The sequence below is a fragment of the Salinicola halophilus genome (genome assembly GCF_003206155.1).
GTDB lineage: Bacteria > Pseudomonadota > Gammaproteobacteria > Pseudomonadales > Halomonadaceae > Salinicola > Salinicola halophilus.
The window spans coordinates 346,268-362,550 of record NZ_PZJV01000006.1; the positions used below are offsets into that span (position 1 = coordinate 346,268).

The 16,283-nt window shown below is 65.9% G+C and carries 12 protein-coding genes; 5 read left to right on the top strand and 7 right to left on the bottom strand.

The annotated features are described in order from the left end of the window. Nucleotides 1–24: 24 nt before the first annotated feature. Nucleotides 25–2,103 carry an ATP-dependent DNA helicase RecG gene (gene recG / locus DOM33_RS13455; protein ID WP_110669792.1) on the bottom strand — a complete coding sequence of 693 codons (2,079 nt, stop codon included), beginning with the start codon at nucleotides 2,101–2,103 and terminating at the stop codon, nucleotides 25–27. After that, nucleotides 2,100–3,020: a hydrogen peroxide-inducible genes activator gene (locus DOM33_RS13460; protein ID WP_110669794.1), complete on the bottom strand. Its 921-nt coding sequence runs from the start codon at nucleotides 3,018–3,020 to the stop codon at nucleotides 2,100–2,102. Before DOM33_RS13460 ends, recG begins: the two co-directional genes overlap by 4 nt. Nucleotides 3,021–3,187: 167 nt before the next feature. On the opposite strand from DOM33_RS13460, the gene DOM33_RS13465 reads away from it, so the two are divergent. The 3 genes from DOM33_RS13465 (at nucleotide 3,188) to DOM33_RS13475 (ending at nucleotide 6,085) form a co-directional block, all read left to right on the top strand. Then, nucleotides 3,188–4,090, top strand: coding sequence for an SDR family oxidoreductase (locus DOM33_RS13465; RefSeq protein WP_110669796.1), 903 nt, complete (start codon nucleotides 3,188–3,190; stop codon nucleotides 4,088–4,090). Nucleotides 4,091–4,466: 376 nt separating this feature from the next. Beyond that, on the top strand, nucleotides 4,467–5,141 hold the full coding sequence (locus DOM33_RS13470; protein ID WP_110669798.1) for a bacteriorhodopsin: 675 nt from the start codon (nucleotides 4,467–4,469) through the stop codon (nucleotides 5,139–5,141). Nucleotides 5,142–5,191: 50 nt separating this feature from the next. Beyond that, entirely contained in the window at nucleotides 5,192–6,085 is an 894-nt protein-coding gene (locus DOM33_RS13475; RefSeq protein WP_110669800.1) for a Brp/Blh family beta-carotene 15,15'-dioxygenase, read from the top strand. 150 nt (nucleotides 6,086–6,235) lie between these two features. On the opposite strand, the gene DOM33_RS13480 is transcribed toward DOM33_RS13475, so the two are convergent. The 4 genes from DOM33_RS13480 to rpoZ all read right to left on the bottom strand — a co-directional run bounded on the left by DOM33_RS13480 (nucleotide 6,236) and on the right by rpoZ (nucleotide 12,146). Then, the gene (locus DOM33_RS13480) at nucleotides 6,236–8,719 is read right to left on the bottom strand and encodes a membrane-bound PQQ-dependent dehydrogenase, glucose/quinate/shikimate family (protein ID WP_110669802.1); all 2,484 of its coding nucleotides are present in this window, start codon (nucleotides 8,717–8,719) and stop codon (nucleotides 6,236–6,238) included. A 316-nt stretch (nucleotides 8,720–9,035) separates the two neighbouring features. After that, complete coding sequence (locus tag DOM33_RS13485; protein ID WP_110669804.1) at nucleotides 9,036–9,425, bottom strand: RidA family protein; 390 nt, start codon at nucleotides 9,423–9,425, stop codon at nucleotides 9,036–9,038. A gap of 131 nt (nucleotides 9,426–9,556) precedes the next feature. Beyond that, nucleotides 9,557–11,701, bottom strand: a complete 2,145-nt coding sequence (locus tag DOM33_RS13490) for a RelA/SpoT family protein (RefSeq protein WP_110669806.1) — start codon at nucleotides 11,699–11,701, stop codon at nucleotides 9,557–9,559. 181 nt (nucleotides 11,702–11,882) lie between these two features. Beyond that, the gene (rpoZ, locus tag DOM33_RS13495; RefSeq protein ID WP_110669809.1) at nucleotides 11,883–12,146 is read right to left on the bottom strand and encodes a DNA-directed RNA polymerase subunit omega; all 264 of its coding nucleotides are present in this window, start codon (nucleotides 12,144–12,146) and stop codon (nucleotides 11,883–11,885) included. Between the two features lie 274 nt (nucleotides 12,147–12,420). On the opposite strand from rpoZ, the gene DOM33_RS13500 reads away from it, so the two are divergent. Beyond that, on the top strand, nucleotides 12,421–14,094 hold the full coding sequence (locus DOM33_RS13500; protein WP_110669811.1) for a methyl-accepting chemotaxis protein: 1,674 nt from the start codon (nucleotides 12,421–12,423) through the stop codon (nucleotides 14,092–14,094). A 55-nt stretch (nucleotides 14,095–14,149) separates the two neighbouring features. On the opposite strand, the gene gmk is transcribed toward DOM33_RS13500, so the two are convergent. Continuing rightward, nucleotides 14,150–14,836: a guanylate kinase gene (gene gmk / locus DOM33_RS13505; RefSeq protein WP_110669813.1), complete on the bottom strand. Its 687-nt coding sequence runs from the start codon at nucleotides 14,834–14,836 to the stop codon at nucleotides 14,150–14,152. Nucleotides 14,837–15,042: 206 nt separating this feature from the next. Between gmk and DOM33_RS13510 the strand changes: the two genes are divergently transcribed. Continuing rightward, on the top strand, nucleotides 15,043–16,242 hold the full coding sequence (locus DOM33_RS13510; RefSeq protein WP_110669815.1) for an MFS transporter: 1,200 nt from the start codon (nucleotides 15,043–15,045) through the stop codon (nucleotides 16,240–16,242). Nucleotides 16,243–16,283: the final 41 nt, after the last annotated feature.

Genomic DNA, 16,283 nt, shown 5'->3' on the forward strand with positions numbered 1-16,283 from the left:
CACCGACATCGCCCGAATCGCGCGTCACACCTGCCCGTAGCGCCCGGCCTCGCTGCCGAGCCAGCGCCGGATCAGTGGTTCGACGGCATCGGGGGCCTCGGAAAGCAGCGCCTCGGCCAGTGCGGTGACGGTGTCGAGCAGGTCGCGGTCACGCTCGAGATCGGCGATCTTCATCTGTGCCAGCCCGGTCTGGCGGGTGCCGAGCACCTCGCCGGGGCCGCGCAGCTCGAGATCCTTCTCCGCGACCTTGAAGCCGTCGGTGGTGTCTCGCAGGATACCGAGCCGTTCACGAGAGTAATGTGACAGCGGCGGGTGGTAGAGCAGCACGCAGTAGCTCTCGACCCGCCCGCGACCGACGCGACCGCGTAGCTGATGCAGCTGGGAGAGGCCCAGACGCTCCGGGTTCTCGATGATCATCAGACTCGCATTGGGCACGTCGACACCGACCTCGATCACCGTGGTCGCGACCAGCAGATCCAGCTCGCCGGTCTTGAAGGCGTCCATCACCTCGGCTTTCTCGGCCGCTTTCATACGGCCGTGGACGAGCCCGATCTCGAGCTCCGGCAGCGCCTCGCCAAGCGTCTCCCGCGTCACCTCCGCCGCCTGACAGGTCAGCGCTTCGGACTCCTCGATCAGCGTGCAGACCCAGTAGGCCTGACGGCCCTCGGCGCAGGCGCCGCGAATGCGCTCGATCACCTCGCCGCGGCGCTCGTCGGGGACGGCGACGGTGTGCACCGGCGTGCGCCCCGGCGGCAGCTCGTCGATCACCGAAAGATCCAGATCGGCGTAGGCGCTCATCGCCAGCGTGCGCGGGATCGGCGTCGCGGTCATGATCAGCTGGTGCGGCGTGAGTCCGCCGTTCTCGCCCTTCTGGCGCAGCGCCAGGCGCTGATGCACGCCGAAGCGGTGCTGCTCGTCGATCACCGCGAGCCCCAGACGCTGAAAGACCACGTCGTCCTGGAACAGGGCATGGGTGCCGACCATCACCTGGGCGCGGCCGTCGGCGATGGCGGCCTTGGCATCGAGCCGCGCCTTGCCCTTGAGCCGGCCGGCGAGCCAGCCGACCTCGATCCCCAGCGGCTCGAACCAGGCGCGGAACTGGCGAAAGTGCTGCTCGGCCAGAATCTCGGTGGGCGCCATCACGGCGGCCTGATAGCCGCCGGAAACGGCGGCGAGCACTGCCATCGCCGCAACCACGGTCTTGCCGGAGCCAACGTCGCCCTGAACGAGACGCAGCATCGGCACCTCACGCTCGAGATCGCGGCCGATCTCGTCGAGCACCCGGCGCTGGGCGCGGGTGAGCGAGAAGGGCAGCTGAGTCACAAATCGCGCCTGCAGATGGCCGCTGCCGGCAAGCGGCGGGGCGCCGTCGGTCTGAATGCGTAGGCGGACCTGGCGCAGGCTCAGCTGGTGCGCGAGCAGCTCTTCCAGCGCCAGACGTCGCTGGGCGGGGTGGCGGCCTTCGGCGAGACGCTCCTGCGGCGCATCCGGCGGCGGCTCGTGGAGATAGCGCAGGGATTCGAGCAGGCTCGGCAGGCGGAAACGGCCGCGCAGCGGTTCGGGAATCCACTCGCCCAGCGCCCCGGGGTCGTCGTTCAGGCGCTTCAAAGCCTGCTGGATCAGCGCGCGCAGCCGTGGCTGGGCGAGCCCCTCGGTGGCGGGATAGATCGGCGTGAGATGTTCGTCCACCGGTGCCGCCTCGCTCTGCACCAGTCGGTATTCGGGGTGGTAGATCTCGAGCCCAGTGCTGCCGGCGCGGGCCTCGCCGAAGCAGCCCACTTGGACGCCCTTGGCGAACTGCTGCTGCTGGGCCGGCGAGAAGTGGAAAAAGCGCAGGCTGAGGATGCCGGAGCCGTCTTTCAGCCGAACCAGCAGGCTGCGGCGGCGGCCGCGAACCACCTCGGCGGCCCGCACTTCGCCCTCGACGACCGCTTCGACGCCGGCGCGCAGCGTGGCGATCGGGGTGATGCGAGTGCGGTCCTGATAACGAAGGGGCAGGTGAAAGAGCAGATCGACGATGCGTTCGACGCGAAGCCGGGCGAGTTTCTCGGCCATCGCCTCGCCGACGCCCGAGAGTTCGGTGACGCTCGCATCGAGACTCATGCCGCCTCGGTGTCGTGGTCCTGGGCCTGGCCGATCGCCTGGATCAGCGCATCGATCGCCTTGGGCCGCGGAAAGCTCGCGCGCCAGGCGAGCGCCACGCTACGCGTCGGCGCCGTACCGGCGAACGGCCGACTCTCCAGCAGTCCGTTCTCGTAGTGGCTGGTGCCGATGGCGAGCTTCGGCAGCACGGTGATACCCAGCCCGGAGGCGACCATATGCCGGATCGTCTCCAGCGACCCCCCTTCCGCGGTGAGCGTATTCCCGGGATTGTTGAGCTGAGCGCTGATCGCCGGGCAGGCTTCCAGAATCTGATCGCGAAAGCAGTGCCCCTCGCCGAGCAGCAGCAGCCGCTCGGTGAGCAGATCCTCCTTCGGGATGGCGGCGCGCTCGGTCCAGGGGTGATCGCTCGGCAGCAGAATCTCGAAGGGCTCCTCGTAGAGCGTCTTGGTCACCACGTCCGGCTCGTTGAAGGGCAGCGCGACGATGATCGCGTCGAGCTCGCCGTTACGCAGCTTGCCCCTGAGCACGCCGGTGAAGCTCTCTTCGATGTAGAGCGGCATGCGCGGGGCGAGACGCGTCAGCGCCGGCACGAGATGCGGGAAGAGGTACGGGCCGACGGTGTAGATGGCGCCGATACGCAGCGGGCTGACCAGCTGATCCTTGCCTTCGCTCGCCATCTCCTTGATCAGCGCGGCCTGTTCGAGCACGCGCTGCGCCTGCTCGACGATGCGTTCGCCGTGCGGGGTCACCTGGACGGTAGACTTGGAGCGTTCGAACAGCGCCAGGCCGAGCTCTTCCTCGAGCTTCTTGACCGCCACCGACAGCGTCGGCTGGGAAACGAAGCAGCGCTCCGCCGCTCGGCCGAAATGGCGCTCCTGGGCCAAGGTTACGATATAACGGAGTTCTGTTAGAGTCATGGGGTGGGACCGAAAGGCTCCCTATCGGAAAGGATCATCGCCAAGCGCGGTGCACGTATCTCGAGTGTACGCCTTGAGTCCGTCTCTCGTGGGCATTCGTAGCGAAGTCGTAGTCACCTCGATACGGGTGTAGCAACAAGGATGTTTTACCAAGAGGTCAGGTAAAGGTGAAGAAAACGACATTAATTCTCGGCTGCGGCGATATCGGCACGCAGCTCGGCCAGCAGCTGCTCGACGCCGGCCACCGCGTCATCGGCGCGCGACGCAGCGCCAGTGCGCTCGAAGGGACCGGCATCGAACCGGTGTCGCTCGACGTGGCCGACGCGGCCGCGGTGGCGACGTTACCCGATGCGGATATCGTCGTCTATGCGGTCACCGCCGACCGCTTCGAGGAGTCCGCCTACGAAGCGGCCTACCCGCAAGGGTTGAAGACGGTCATCAGTGAGTTCGCCCAGCGTGAAGCGGCGCCCAAACGGATCTTCTTCGTCTCCTCGACCAGCGTCTATGCCCAGCAGGGTGGCGAAGAGGTCGACGAAACCTCGCCGACCGAGCCCAACGGCTTCTCCGGCACCTTGATGCGCGAAGCGGAGCAGGCGCTGCTCGATGCGACGCTATCCGGCACGGTGGTGCGCCTTTCGGGCATCTACGGCCCGGGGCGTGACCGGCTGATTCGTCAGGTCAAGGAAGGGCGCATCGCCGCTGCCAACCCGCCGATGTACTCCAACCGCATCCACCGCGACGACTGCGCTGGCGTCCTTGGGCATCTGATTGGTCTTGCGCTCGACGACAAGCCGCTGGAGCCGATCTATCTCGCCAGCGACGGCGATGCCGCCCCGCTCCACGAGGTGATGGCGTGGATCGCCCAGCGGCTCAAGGTAGAGACGCCGGAGGTCATTCAGTCGCCGCTGCGTCGGCGCTCCAGCAAGCGCTGCAACAACGCCCGACTGATCGAATCCGGCTACCGCTTCCACTATCCCAGCTTCCGCGAAGGCTACGAAGACGTCCTGAAGCAGGGCGGGTTTCTCGACACGCCCGCAAAGGCGAAGCCGAAGCCGAAAGCCAAGGCCTGAATCACTTACCGCACGGACGCCCGTTCGTGCGGTATCTGTCCCGTCGTCGCCGGCTTTCGCCGGTCGAGCCTCACGCCGACGCCCCCACCGTAGATTCCCGCAACAACGATTACCGCCCGACGCAACGCGTTGACGGTGAGCCGTCGTGCCGTTCCTTTGGCTAATGTCCCAGACCTTGCTTCGCATGCCGTTGGCTTGTCGAAGCTGTCGGGGCGTGGCATGCGCTTACTTCGTCGGAGAACCATTGTCCTAGACACAGTTTTGCAGCTAACGGAATTGTCACCTAACTTTAGTTCGTCTCGTGAGTCTCGAAAGGTTTCAGCACACGAGGCACCCGCTCAGGCGGGGACCGACACCTAGCAAAGGAGTGCTAATCATGCCTGCTGCCGTACAACTCTCATTCATCGTTGGCTGGATCGCCATGCTCGCCGGGGGCGTGGCGTTCTGGGCGATGAGCCGCTCGCTGCCCTTGAGCGAAAAGCGCCACGGCGTCGCCGCCATGTCGATCGTGTTCGTCGCGTTCGCCAACTACTTCGCCATGGCGATCGGCCAGGGCGACATCATGGTCCACGGCAAAACGGTGTTCTTCGCCCGCTATACCGACTGGGTCATCACCACGCCGATCCTGCTGGCGAGCCTTGCGATGATGGCCACGCCCGATCTCGGTCGCATCCGCACGCTGGTCGGCGCCCTGATCGTCGCCGATATCTACATGATCGTTACCGGGCTGGTGGGCAACCTGTCCGTCGCGCCCAACAACTACTACTGGTGGGTCATCAGCATGGTCGCGTTCTTCGCCGTGCTGGGCATGATCTGGGGACCGCTGCGCGCCGAGGCCAACAAGGGCCACACCTCCGGCGAGTACTCCAAGCTCGCGATCATGCTGACCGTGCTGTGGATCGGCTATCCGATCGTCTGGCTCATCGGCAGCTCCGGTTTCGGCTGGATCACGCTGACCGTGGAGAGCTGGCTCTATCTGGTGCTCGACGTCACCGCGAAGGTCGGCTTCGGCTTCATCGCACTCGGTGCGGCGCGCCACATCCGTCACTGATCGCGTTCATCGACGGGGCGCTCGTCGCCCCGTCTCGAGAGCCCTCTCCCATGCCCGCCCCCTCTCTACGGCTGCGCCTCATCGCCCTGATGGCCGTTGCCATCACCGTGGCGCTGCTCGGCGCGCAGTGGCACCCCGCCACCACCCTCTCGCTCATCGTGCTGGCTGCCGGCGTGGCCGTCGTCGGTCTGCCTCACGGCGCCTTCGATCACGTGGCCGGGCTTCGGCTCATTCGCCGATGGGCGCCGTCTCGCGGTGCGCCTTGGCTTTGGCTCGCGCTCTTTCTGCTTGCCTATCTCGCCCTATCGCTCGCGCTGCTATGGGGCTGGCAGCGCTGGCCGACTCTCGGGCTATCGCTGTTTCTGCTGATGTCGGTGGCGCACTTCGGCACCGACTGGCGAAGCCATCACCCGCTATGGCGTCGCTTGGGGTGGGGCGTGCTGGTCATCGCGTCACCCATGGCGTTTCACGCGGGGGAAGTCGGCGAGATATTCCAGGCGCTGGGCGTGCGCGCGCCGGCACCCCTCATCGCGATCGGCCAATGGGCGCTGCTGATCATGGCGCCGCTGCTGGTCTGGCGGCTTCTCGAACGCCATGTCGAGAGCCGTGCCATGCTGCTCGCGACGGCGGTGCTCCTGCTCGGCGCGGCGCTGCTCAATCCGCTGATCTACTTCGCCTGCTACTTCTGCTGCTTTCACAGCCCGCTGCATCTAAGCGCCATTCGGCGTGAGTTCGGCTTCGAGACGCCCAGCCAGCTGATACGCGTCGCGGCCCCCATCGTGATCGTCACCTGGATCGGCGCGAGCGTCGGCTATGCGTGGATGGGCGAGCACGCCGTGGATTCGCCGCTGCTGAAGACGACCTTCATCGGCCTGGCATGTCTGACCGTACCGCACATGATCGTCGAGTGGTTGAGCGCCCGGGCGTCACGCGCTGACGGCTAGCGTGGTGTAGCGGGAACCTCCGTTGCCGAAGGTGTTGAAGCAACCCATCGCAGCCGCGGTGGTGGCGCCACAATCTAGAAGGAACGAAAAAGCCCCCGTGCGCAGTACGCAACGGGGGCAGTCGTCAATAAGGACTTCGAAAGCGAGATGCTACTCGGCGTCTTTCGGCAGCGCGTAAGCGATGACGTAGTCGCCTCGATTCTCGTCGCTGCCGGTGCGTGTGGCACCGCCATCGACGACGACAACGTACTGCCTGCCGTCGCTACCGATATAGCTCATCGGGGCACCCTGACCACCGACCGGCAGTCGACCACGCCAGAGCTCTTCACCCGTGTCGTTGTCGAGCGCGCGCAGATAGTAGTCCAGCGTGCCGTGGAAGAAGGTCAGCCCGCCACCGGTCACTAGCGGTCCGCCCATGGTCGGCATGCCGAGCGGGATGTGCAGGCCAGAGACGAAGCCGCGAATCGGCGCATCCTCGATGCTACCCATTGGAACCTGCCACTTGGTCTGGCCATTGGTCAGGTCGATGGCGGTCATGGTGCCGAAGGGCGGCTTGAAGCAGGGGACACCCAAGGGAGAAACGAACATCGACCGCTCGACACCCCAAGGCGTGCCGGTCTGGGTCGAGTACTCGCCCTCGGTGGAGGGTTCGAGGCCGGTTTCCTCGGCGACTTCCTGCTTGATGAATTGGCCCCACTGCGCCATGCGAATGTCGTTGACGATCAGCGTGCCGGTGCTGGCATCGATCGCGCCGCCGCCCCAGTTGAAGCCGCCGTAGTACCCGGGGTAGATCAGCGTGCGCTTCTCGTCGGATAGGGGCGTGAACGGGCCTTCCCAGCGCATCTGCTTGAACTGGATACGGCAGTAGAGCTGATCGAACGGCGTCGCTCCCCACATGTCCGACTCGGTGAGGGGCTCGGTGCCTACCGAGAGCGCCGAGAACGGCTGGGTATCGGCGATCTGCATGCCCGGCATGCCATCGGTGGGTACCTGGCGTTGTTCGACCGGGAACACCGGTTCGCCGTTACGTCGGTCGAGCACGAAGATCTCGCCGCGCTTGGTCAGCTGGATCAGTACCGGTACGGTCGACCCGTCTTGCTGTGGCAGATCGTAGAGGATCGGCTGGGAGGAGACGTCGTAGTCGAACTGATCGATGTTGGCGGTGCGAAAGTGCCAGCGCTCTTCGCCCGTCTGCATGTCGACGGCGACGATGGCATCGTTGTACTCGTTGGAATAGTCGTGGCGATTGCCGGTCCAGAAGTCCGGCGTCTGGTTGCCGGTCGGGAAGTAGGCCAGACCCAGTTCGGGATCGTAGGCGGCCGTGCCCCAGAAGTTGGGAGTCTCGGGTGCGTAGGTCTCGCCCGGCGGCAGCGGTTCGCTCGTATTGCGAGCGGCGTCCCAGGCCCAGAGCAGCTCGCCGGTCTCGGCGTCGAATCCGCGCACTACGCCGGAGGGTTCGTCGACGCTGAGATTGTCGTTGAGACGGCCTCCGACCACGATCACACCATCGGCGACCAACGGTGCGGAGGTGACGTTGTAGGTGCCATTCTGGCTCGCCTCGGGCGTCGGCGTCAGGCCGTCACGCAGATCGACGTAGCCGCCGTTGCCGAAATCGCGGCAGAGCTCGCCGGTCTCGGCATCGAGTGCCAGCAAGCGCGCGTCGATGGTGGTCTCGATGATACGGCGACGGCACTGCTGTGGGGCGTTCGCGGCGAGCGCCGTATCGGCGCGGTCGCCGTCTGCCGGAGACGACGAATCACTATTCGCACTGGCTGCCTCGACCGAGGTCGCCGAGTCGTCGGCAGTTGTATCGGCAATCGATGGCTGCGCGCCCAGATCTGCGTAGCCTACGCCGCGACAGCGCTTCCAGCCCTGTACGCTCTCTGTGACTTTTGGCTCGGGGTCGAAGCGCCACTGCTCTTCACCGCTAGTCGCATCGAGGGCGATCACCTTGCTCAGCGGCGTACAGAGATAGACGGTGTCGTCGATCTTGAGCGGCGTGACCTGGTATTCGGCACCGCCGGTCGCCATGTCGCCCGTGCGGTAGGTCCAGGCCACCTCGAGCTGATCGACATTGTCCTTATCGATCTGGTCGAACTGCGCGAAGCGCTCTCCAGTCGTACTGCGACCGTAGGCGGGCCAGTCTTCGCCACTGGATTCGCCAGCGTCCGGCCGGATCACGTCGGCGCTCGCGCTGTCATCGGCTTCGACCGTCGGATGCGGCTGGAACATGCCGGCAACGAACGCGCCGAGGGCGATCAGGCAGGCGACGGACAGCGCGGCCGCCGGCTTGCAGCTCAAGGCCGCAGCGCCGGATCGACGTTTCATCCACGGCGCGAGTGCGGCAAATACCATGGCGATGCCGAGGAAGACGAGCAGTCGTGGCACCAGCTGCCAGAAATCGATACCGACTTCCCAAAGCGCCCAAGCCGTGGCCAGCGCCAGCGTCAGCAGCGCCAGCCAGAGCCCGTAGGCTCTGCCGCGCGCCAAGCCAATGCCGGCGCCTGCCAGCAGTAGGCCGGCGAGCAGATAAAACGGGCTTCCCCCCAGGGTCGCGAGCCAGACGCCCCCGCCCAAAAGACCCAAACCCAGGAGGGCCGTGACCCCACCCAGGACAACAGCAACGATTTTCACTTTCTCTTTCTCCGTTCCGCAGCGGAATGCCGACCTGCTCTTATTTGATAATATTTCTCATTTATCGGCGAAGTACTCTACGGTGGTCGCCACGCTTGATAAAGCGATGAGAGACCAGCAAGGGGGCGGTGTAGACTAAAGTTGTACGATATATGTCCGCGACTCGATCCAATTGCCATCGATAGCGTGGCGAAACGGCGAACGAGAGAGGATGATTTTTCGGGCGTGCGAGCGGAGTGGGAGTAGTCGAGGGAGGGGGGCGAGTAGGAGTCGCGATGCCGTATCGCGACTCGGTGGGAATCGAAGGGGCGACGTTTCAGTCGCCGATCACCATGACGGCTTCGGCTTCGAGCAGGCTGCCCTTGGGCAGCGATTTCACGCCGACGGCGGCCCGCGCCGGATAGGGGGCGGAGAAGAACGTTTCCATCACCTGATTGACCACGGCGAAGTTGTCGAGATCGGTGAGGTAGAGGTTGAGTTTGACGATGTCCTGCAGCGAGCCGGCCGCCTCGCGGCACACCGCGGAGAGGTTGGTGAATACCTGATGCGCCTGGGCTTCGAACGCGTCGGACACCATTTCCATCGTCTCGGGGTCCAGCGGGATCTGCCCGGAGATGTAGACGGTGTTACCCGACTTGATGGCCTGCGAGTAAGGGCCGATGGCGGCCGGGGCGTTTTCGGTATTGATAACGGCTTTGTTGCTCATGGCGTACCCTCCAGCTTCAATCGTTTGAGATGAGACAGCCTTTTTGACGAGCCCTGCTCAGGACGAGCGTCCCGACGAAAAAAACGACGCCCCGCCGCGGGGAACCACGGCGGGGCAGTCTCGAGCGTTGTTCAGTGTCGGGCGCGAACGATGCGTCCGATGTGATTCAAATTGCGCAGGCGCTTGATGATCCGCGCCAGATGAACGCGACCCTTGACCAGAATGGTCAGGTTGACGATCGACAGGCGAACGTCGCGCTCTTCGATGCCGATGCGCTCGATGTTGGCGTCGGCATCGGTGATCAGACTGGCGAGCTCGGCGATCAGCCCGCGCCGGGTCTCGACTTCGATGCGCAGCGGAACCGGAAAATCCTGCTCGATCTGATTGGACCACGTCAAGGAGACGAGCTTGTCGGGATCGTCGCGCAGCTCTTCGAGATTGCCGCAGTCGTGGCGGTGCACGACGATGCCCTTGCCGATGGAAAGATGGCCGATCACCGGATCCTCCGGCAGCGGGTAGCAGCAGCGCGCGAAGCTGATTGCCATGCTCTCAGAGCCGTTGATCACGATCGGGCCATTGGACTCCGCCAGACGCCGGAACTCCGCCCGCTCGTTCGCTTCGTCGGTGGGCTCGGTATCGACCAGGCGGCGTGCGGTGGCATGCGCCAACCGCGTGCCGAGGCCGATACTCGCCAGCAGATCCTCTTCGCTCTTCAGGTCGATCTCGGTCAGCAGCGCTGACAGTCGCTCCGGCGAGAGCGTCTCGAGACTCGTCTCGAAGGCCGCCAGCGCCCGGTTGAGCAACCGGCGTCCGAGCTGCACCGCCTCGGTGCGCTGCTGGTTCTTGAGCGCGTGGCGGATGGCCGAGCGCGCCTTGGCGGTGATCACGAAGTTGAGCCAGGCGAGGTTGGGCTTGGCCCCGGGGGCGGTGATGATCTCGAGCGTCTGACCGCTCTCCAGCGGTGTCGACAGCGGCGCCAGGTGGCGGTCGATGCGACAGGCGATGCAGCTGTTGCCGATATCGGTGTGCACGCTGTAGGCGAAATCCACCGCCGTCGCTCCCTGTGGGAGCTCCATGATGTCGCCTTTCGGCGTGAAAATGTAGACATCGTCGGGAAAAAGGTCGTTCTTGACGTGCTCGATGAACTCAAGCGAGTCCCCGGCGTGGCGCTGCATCTCGAGCAGACCGCGCACCCACTCGCGGGCGCGGGCGTGACTGCCAACGGCGATCGGCCGCTCGGTCTGGCCGGCCTTGTAGAGCCAGTGCGCGGCGATGCCGTTGTTGGCCATCGCCTCCATCTCGCGGGTGCGGATCTGCACCTCGATCGGCATGCCGCTGGGGCCGAAGAGGGTGGTGTGCAGGCTCTGGTAGCCGTTCGCCTTGGGGATGGCGATGTAGTCCTTGAAGCGCCCGGGGACCGGCTTGTAGAGATTGTGCACCGCGCCGAGGATGCGATAGCTGTTGTCGACGGAGTCGGTGATGATGCGAAACCCGAACACGTCCATGATCTCGGCGAAGGGCTTTCGCTGATCGTGCATCTTGCGGTAGATCGACAGCAGGTGCTTCTGGCGGCCGACCACGCTGCCGATGAGATCGTCCTCGTCGAGGCGGCGCTGCAGGCCGTCCTGAATCTGGCGCATGGTCGAGCGGCGATTGCCACGGGCCCGGGCCACTGCACGCTTGATTCGCTCGGCGCGCATCGGGTGGATCGCCTGGAACGACAGATCCTCGAGCTCGACGCGAATGGTGTTGATGCCCAGCCGCCCGGCGATGCGGGCGTAGATCTCCAGCGTTTCGCGGGCGATGCGGCGCTTCTTGTCCGGCCGGAGCGCGCCGAGGGTGCGCATGTTGTGCAGGCGATCGGCGAGCTTGACGATGATCACGCGGATGTCCTGGGACATCGCCATCACCATCTTCTGGAAGTTCTCCGCCTGAGCGACGGCTTTGTCTTCGAAGGTGATCTGGGTCAGCTTGGAGACGCCGTCGACCAGCCCCGCCACGGCTTCGCCGAACTGGGTGGCGATCGCGTCGCGCGTGACGCCGGTATCCTCGATCACGTCGTGCAGCATTGCCGCCATCAGGCTCTGATGGTCCATATGCATGTTGGCGAGGATATTGGCGACAGCCAGCGGATGGGTGACGTAGGGCTCGCCGGAGCGGCGGGTCTGGCCGTCGTGGGCCTGTTCGGCGTAGTAGAAGGCGCGCCTGACCTGCTGGATCTCATCGTCCGGTAGATAGCCGCCGAGGCGATCGGCCAGGTCATCGATGGTGAACATGCAGTGCGCCTATATTACTGGGAACCGCTTGGCAGGGCGTCATCGCGCGCTCGGGATGCCTGGAGCGCTCGTCGACGGCCGTAACGGCTCACCCAAAAGCCCGCAGGCCAGGTCGAGCCAGGGCCCGGCGGACCCGAATGCGCGACGGAACGCGCACCCGCGATCGTGCCGGACGCGGCAGTCAGATGTCGTAGTCCTGGTTCGGCTGCGGCTCGGGGCGCGGACGCGGCGGTGCGGCTTCGACCGGCTCGTCGAGGATGCTGTCGCCGATCTGGCCGGTGGCGATCTCGCGCAACGCCATGACGGTGGGCTTGTCGTTTTCCCACGGCAGCAGCGCATCGCGGGAGCCGCGCGACAGCTGACGGGCACGCCGGGAGGAGATCATCACCAGCTTGAAACGGTTCTCGATATGGTCCAGACAATCTTCGACGGTCACTCGTGCCATGAGGATAACCCTGCAGCCGGAAAGTGGAGGATGCCGCTCCACGAGCGGTCCTGGGGACCGAGCAGTCTACGCAACGCCGACTATGTCTGACAAGTATGCAGCCGGTGGGGTCGGCACGCGGCTACGTAGAGATGATCGTTGACAACAAACTGAAACATTTTCCCGCTCAACTGTCTCCCGCCGCGTGACGCGCCACGCGTGACACCCGGCATCTTCCGTTCGTGGTGTCATGACGCGGAGCGGACACCTGAGATCAATCAGCGGGAAGTAGACGATGAAAGGCTTGGCCGATCTCCCCATTCGTACGACGTGGATCACCACGCTCGCCATTTTCACGCTGCTGGTCGTCGGGGTGGGGGGAATCGGTGTCTACGGCAATGAGGCGAGCCGGACGAGCTTCGCGACCTTCGATCGCATTCACGTCAGACAGTCCAGCGCACTCAACGACGCCTACGTCGCCATGCTACGCGCCCGCATCGAAATGAGCCGCGCCGCGCAGCTGCTGGAGCGGCCCTCCTTCGATCGACCGGGGCCGGCGCTCGACGAGGCCGCGACACTGTTGGAGAGCGCCGCTCGGTCTTTCGAGGCGTTCGCCGCCATCGATGCCCTTCCCGAGCAGGAGGCGTCGATCGAGGCGCTGTCGCGCGGCTTCGAATCCTTCCTCGGCACCGGCCTGCGGCTGCAGCTGAGCTCGCTGCAGGATGGCGATATCGATGGCTGGCGGGCCTACCGCTCCCGCGTCAGCGAAATGAGCGCGGCTTTCGTCGAGAGTGCAGAGGCTTTCTTTACCATCTCGCGCGCCCAGGGCGAAGCGCTCGCCGCTCAGTCCAACGCGCTGAGCCGGACCTTCGACGTCGCCATCGCCGGCGCCATCGTCGCCTGCCTGCTGCTCGTCGGTTTCATGCTGTGGTGGGTCACGCGCTACGTCACGCGTCCCATTCGCGGCCTGCTGGAACGCTTCTCGCGCATCGGCGCGGGTGACCTGTCGACGCCGATCGAGCCGCGTGGACGCAATGAGATCGGCCAGCTCTTCGCCGGACTCGGCGAGCTGCGCGAAAGCCTCGCCTCGACCGTGCTCGAGGTGCGTGGCAGCAGCGACGTGGTGGCGACCCACGCCGACCGTGTGACGACCGGCAACCGCGAGCTCGCGGCCGATACGGATCGCCAGTCGACGGCGCTCGAACAGACAGCGGCGCACCTCGGGGCGCTCACCCAGACGGTAAGCGACAATGCCGATCATGCGCGGCGCGCCAGCGAGCTGACGCTCAAGGCGGAGCAGGAGGCGAAAAACGCCAGTGGCGAGATGCAGCGGATGACCGAGACCATGAACGGCATCGAGCGCAGCAGTGGTGAAGTGCGCGAAATGATCGGCTTGATCGATCATATCGCCTTCCAGACCAACGTGTTGGCGCTCAATGCCTCGGTCGAGGCCGCCCATGCCGGCCCGCACGGTCGTGGCTTCTCGGTGGTGGCCGCCGAAATCCGCACGCTCGCCGAACGTAGCGCCGGTGCGGCCCGCGACGTGCGCGGGCTGATCGAGACCTCCGACAGCCGCATCGCCGAAGGTGCGGGTCTGGCTTCACGAGTCGAGACGATCATGGCGCGCGTCGTCGACTCCGCCGGCGAGATCAACACCGTGGTGGGCGACATTGCCGCGGCATCCAGCGTGCAGCGTGAAGGGCTCGATGAACTCAATGCAGCGATGACCGAAATGAGTCAGGTCACCGCCCAGAACCGCGAGCGGGCGAGCGTGGCGAGCGAAACGGCGGAGCGCCTCGACGCCGAAGCGGAGCGGCTGCGTCAAGAAGTGGCAAGCTTTACCCTGGCAGCGGCGCAGGGTGAGGGTGCGGCAGACGTGTCGGATGACATCGCGTCGGCGCCACCCGAGCCGACTTCCCTGCCCGCGCCGGCCTCGAAGCGCGAGACCGTCCCGGCCTTCGAGGCCTGATCGAGGCGCCGGGGGCGGACGCTAGCAGGCGTCACCGCCCGACACGCCCGGCCCTTCATTCACTGCCGTTCAGCAGCTCGTCGAGCAGCGCCGCGTGGCGATGGCGCATCTTGTCGAGCCGCGAACGGCGCGCTCGAACGATGCATTCGAGCTCGTCGAGGGCATGCTCGAAGGTGTCGTTGACGATGACGTGCTCGTACTCGTCGTAGTGCGACATCTCGTCGACGGCGTCGCGCATGCGCCGCTCGATCACGCTGTCGTCGTCGGTACCGCGTCCAGAGAGACGCTCACGCAGCGCCGCGAGCGACGGCGGCAGAATGAAGATCGATTCCGCATCCGGCGACTGCTCGCGCACCTGCCGCGCGCCCTGCCAGTCGATCTCGAGGATCACGTCCTCGCCGAGTGCCAGGCGCTTCTCGACCTCGAGGCGCGAGGTGCCGTAGTGGCGATCGAAGACCCAGGCGTGCTCGAAGAATTCGCCCCGCGCGACCATCGCCTCGAAGGCTTCCGGCGTCACGAAGTGGTAGTTGACGCCGTCCTGCTCGCCGGCGCGCATGGCGCGGGTGGTGTGTGAGACCGAGACGCCGATGGCGTGATTGCGCTGTAGTAGCGCTCGCACCAGGCTGGTCTTGCCGGCACCGGACGGTGCGGAAACGATGTAGAGCGTGCCCTGGGCGGTACCCTGAGCCAAAGCGGCGGAAGTTGTCGCGTTCGGCGTGGCCGACGGTGGCGTGTGTGGCATGAGAGAGTCGTCGAGCGATGGATGAGACCGCTCAGTATGTCACAGATCGGGCGCTGCTCAGGAGCCCCCGGGCGATCATCACGCTTGCGCCGGCCGAGAAACCCTCGAACGAATCGATTTGCGACTTTCGCGACCCTTCACGATGCTTACGCCGCGCGCTTGCGCCGCTTTCATCTGCCATCTTCGCTAGTGACTCAAGGATCGTCATGGCCGCCACCGCTTCCCCCGCCCAGAGCCGTACCGTCTTTCTCGGTGCCGCCTTCGCCTTCATGATCACCATGCTCGGTGCGACCCTGCCGACCCCGCTCTATCCGCTCTACCGCGAGACTTTCGGCTTCTCCCAGCTGATGATCACGGTCATCTTCGCGGTCTACGCCATCGGCGTCATCGGCGCGCTGCTGCTCACCGGGCGCTGGTCGGACCAGCTCGGCCGCCGCCCGCTGCTCTTTGCCGGGCTGCTGCTCTCGGCGGCCAGCGACCTGGTGTTCTGGCAGGCCGACGGCCTCGCGCCGATTCTCGTCGCTCGCGTGCTCTCCGGCATGTCCGCGGGCATCTTCACCGGCACCGCCACCGTCGCGGTGATGGAGCTCGTCCCCGAGCGCTGGACCCGGGTCGGTACGCTCGTCGCCACCGCCGCCAATATGGGCGGGCTCGGCCTCGGGCCGATGCTCGCCGGCGGGCTTGCCTGGCTCGCGCCGCTGCCGCTGCAGACGCCCTACGTCGTGCATCTGGTGCTGGCGGTACTGGCCGTGCTCTGCATCTGGCGCGCCCCGGAAACCGTCTCGCGCCCCGAGCGAATTCGCCTGCGGGTGCAGCGGCTCAGCGTGCCGCCGGAGGTGCGCGGGGTCTTCGTGCCGGCGGCGATCGCGGCCTTTGCCGGCTTCATGGTGTGCGGCTTCGCCACCTCGGTGACCCCGGCCTTCGTCGGCGGCGAGCTCGGCTACCACAATCCGGCGCTGATCGGCGTCGTCGCCGGGCTGCTGTTCATCGCCTCTACCCTCGGGCAACTGGTGCAGGGCCGGCTGCCGGCGTCGCGACGCCTGCCGATCGGCTGCGGCGTGCTGCTCGTCGGCGTCGGCTGTTTTGCCTGGGGGATCGCTGCCGAGACGCTCGCCGGCTTCTTCCTCGGGCCGGTGATCGCCGGCATCGGCCAGGGCATCTCGTTTCGCGCCGGGCTTGGTGCCGTCGCCGCGGCCAGTCCCGACGAGCACAAGGCGGCGGTGGTCTCGACCTTCTTCGTCGTCGCCTACGTCGCCATCTCGCTGCCGGTCGTGGGGATCGGACTGCTGGCGAGCGTGATCGATCTCACCACCACCGGGCTGATTTTCGACGGTCTGGTCGCGCTGCTCTGTGTGGCCGCACTGGTGCTGCTGCTGCGGGGCGCCGGGCGCAATGCCAAGGGCTGAGGCCGGCGCCGGTCCGACGGGGGAAGGACAGCGGGCCGAGG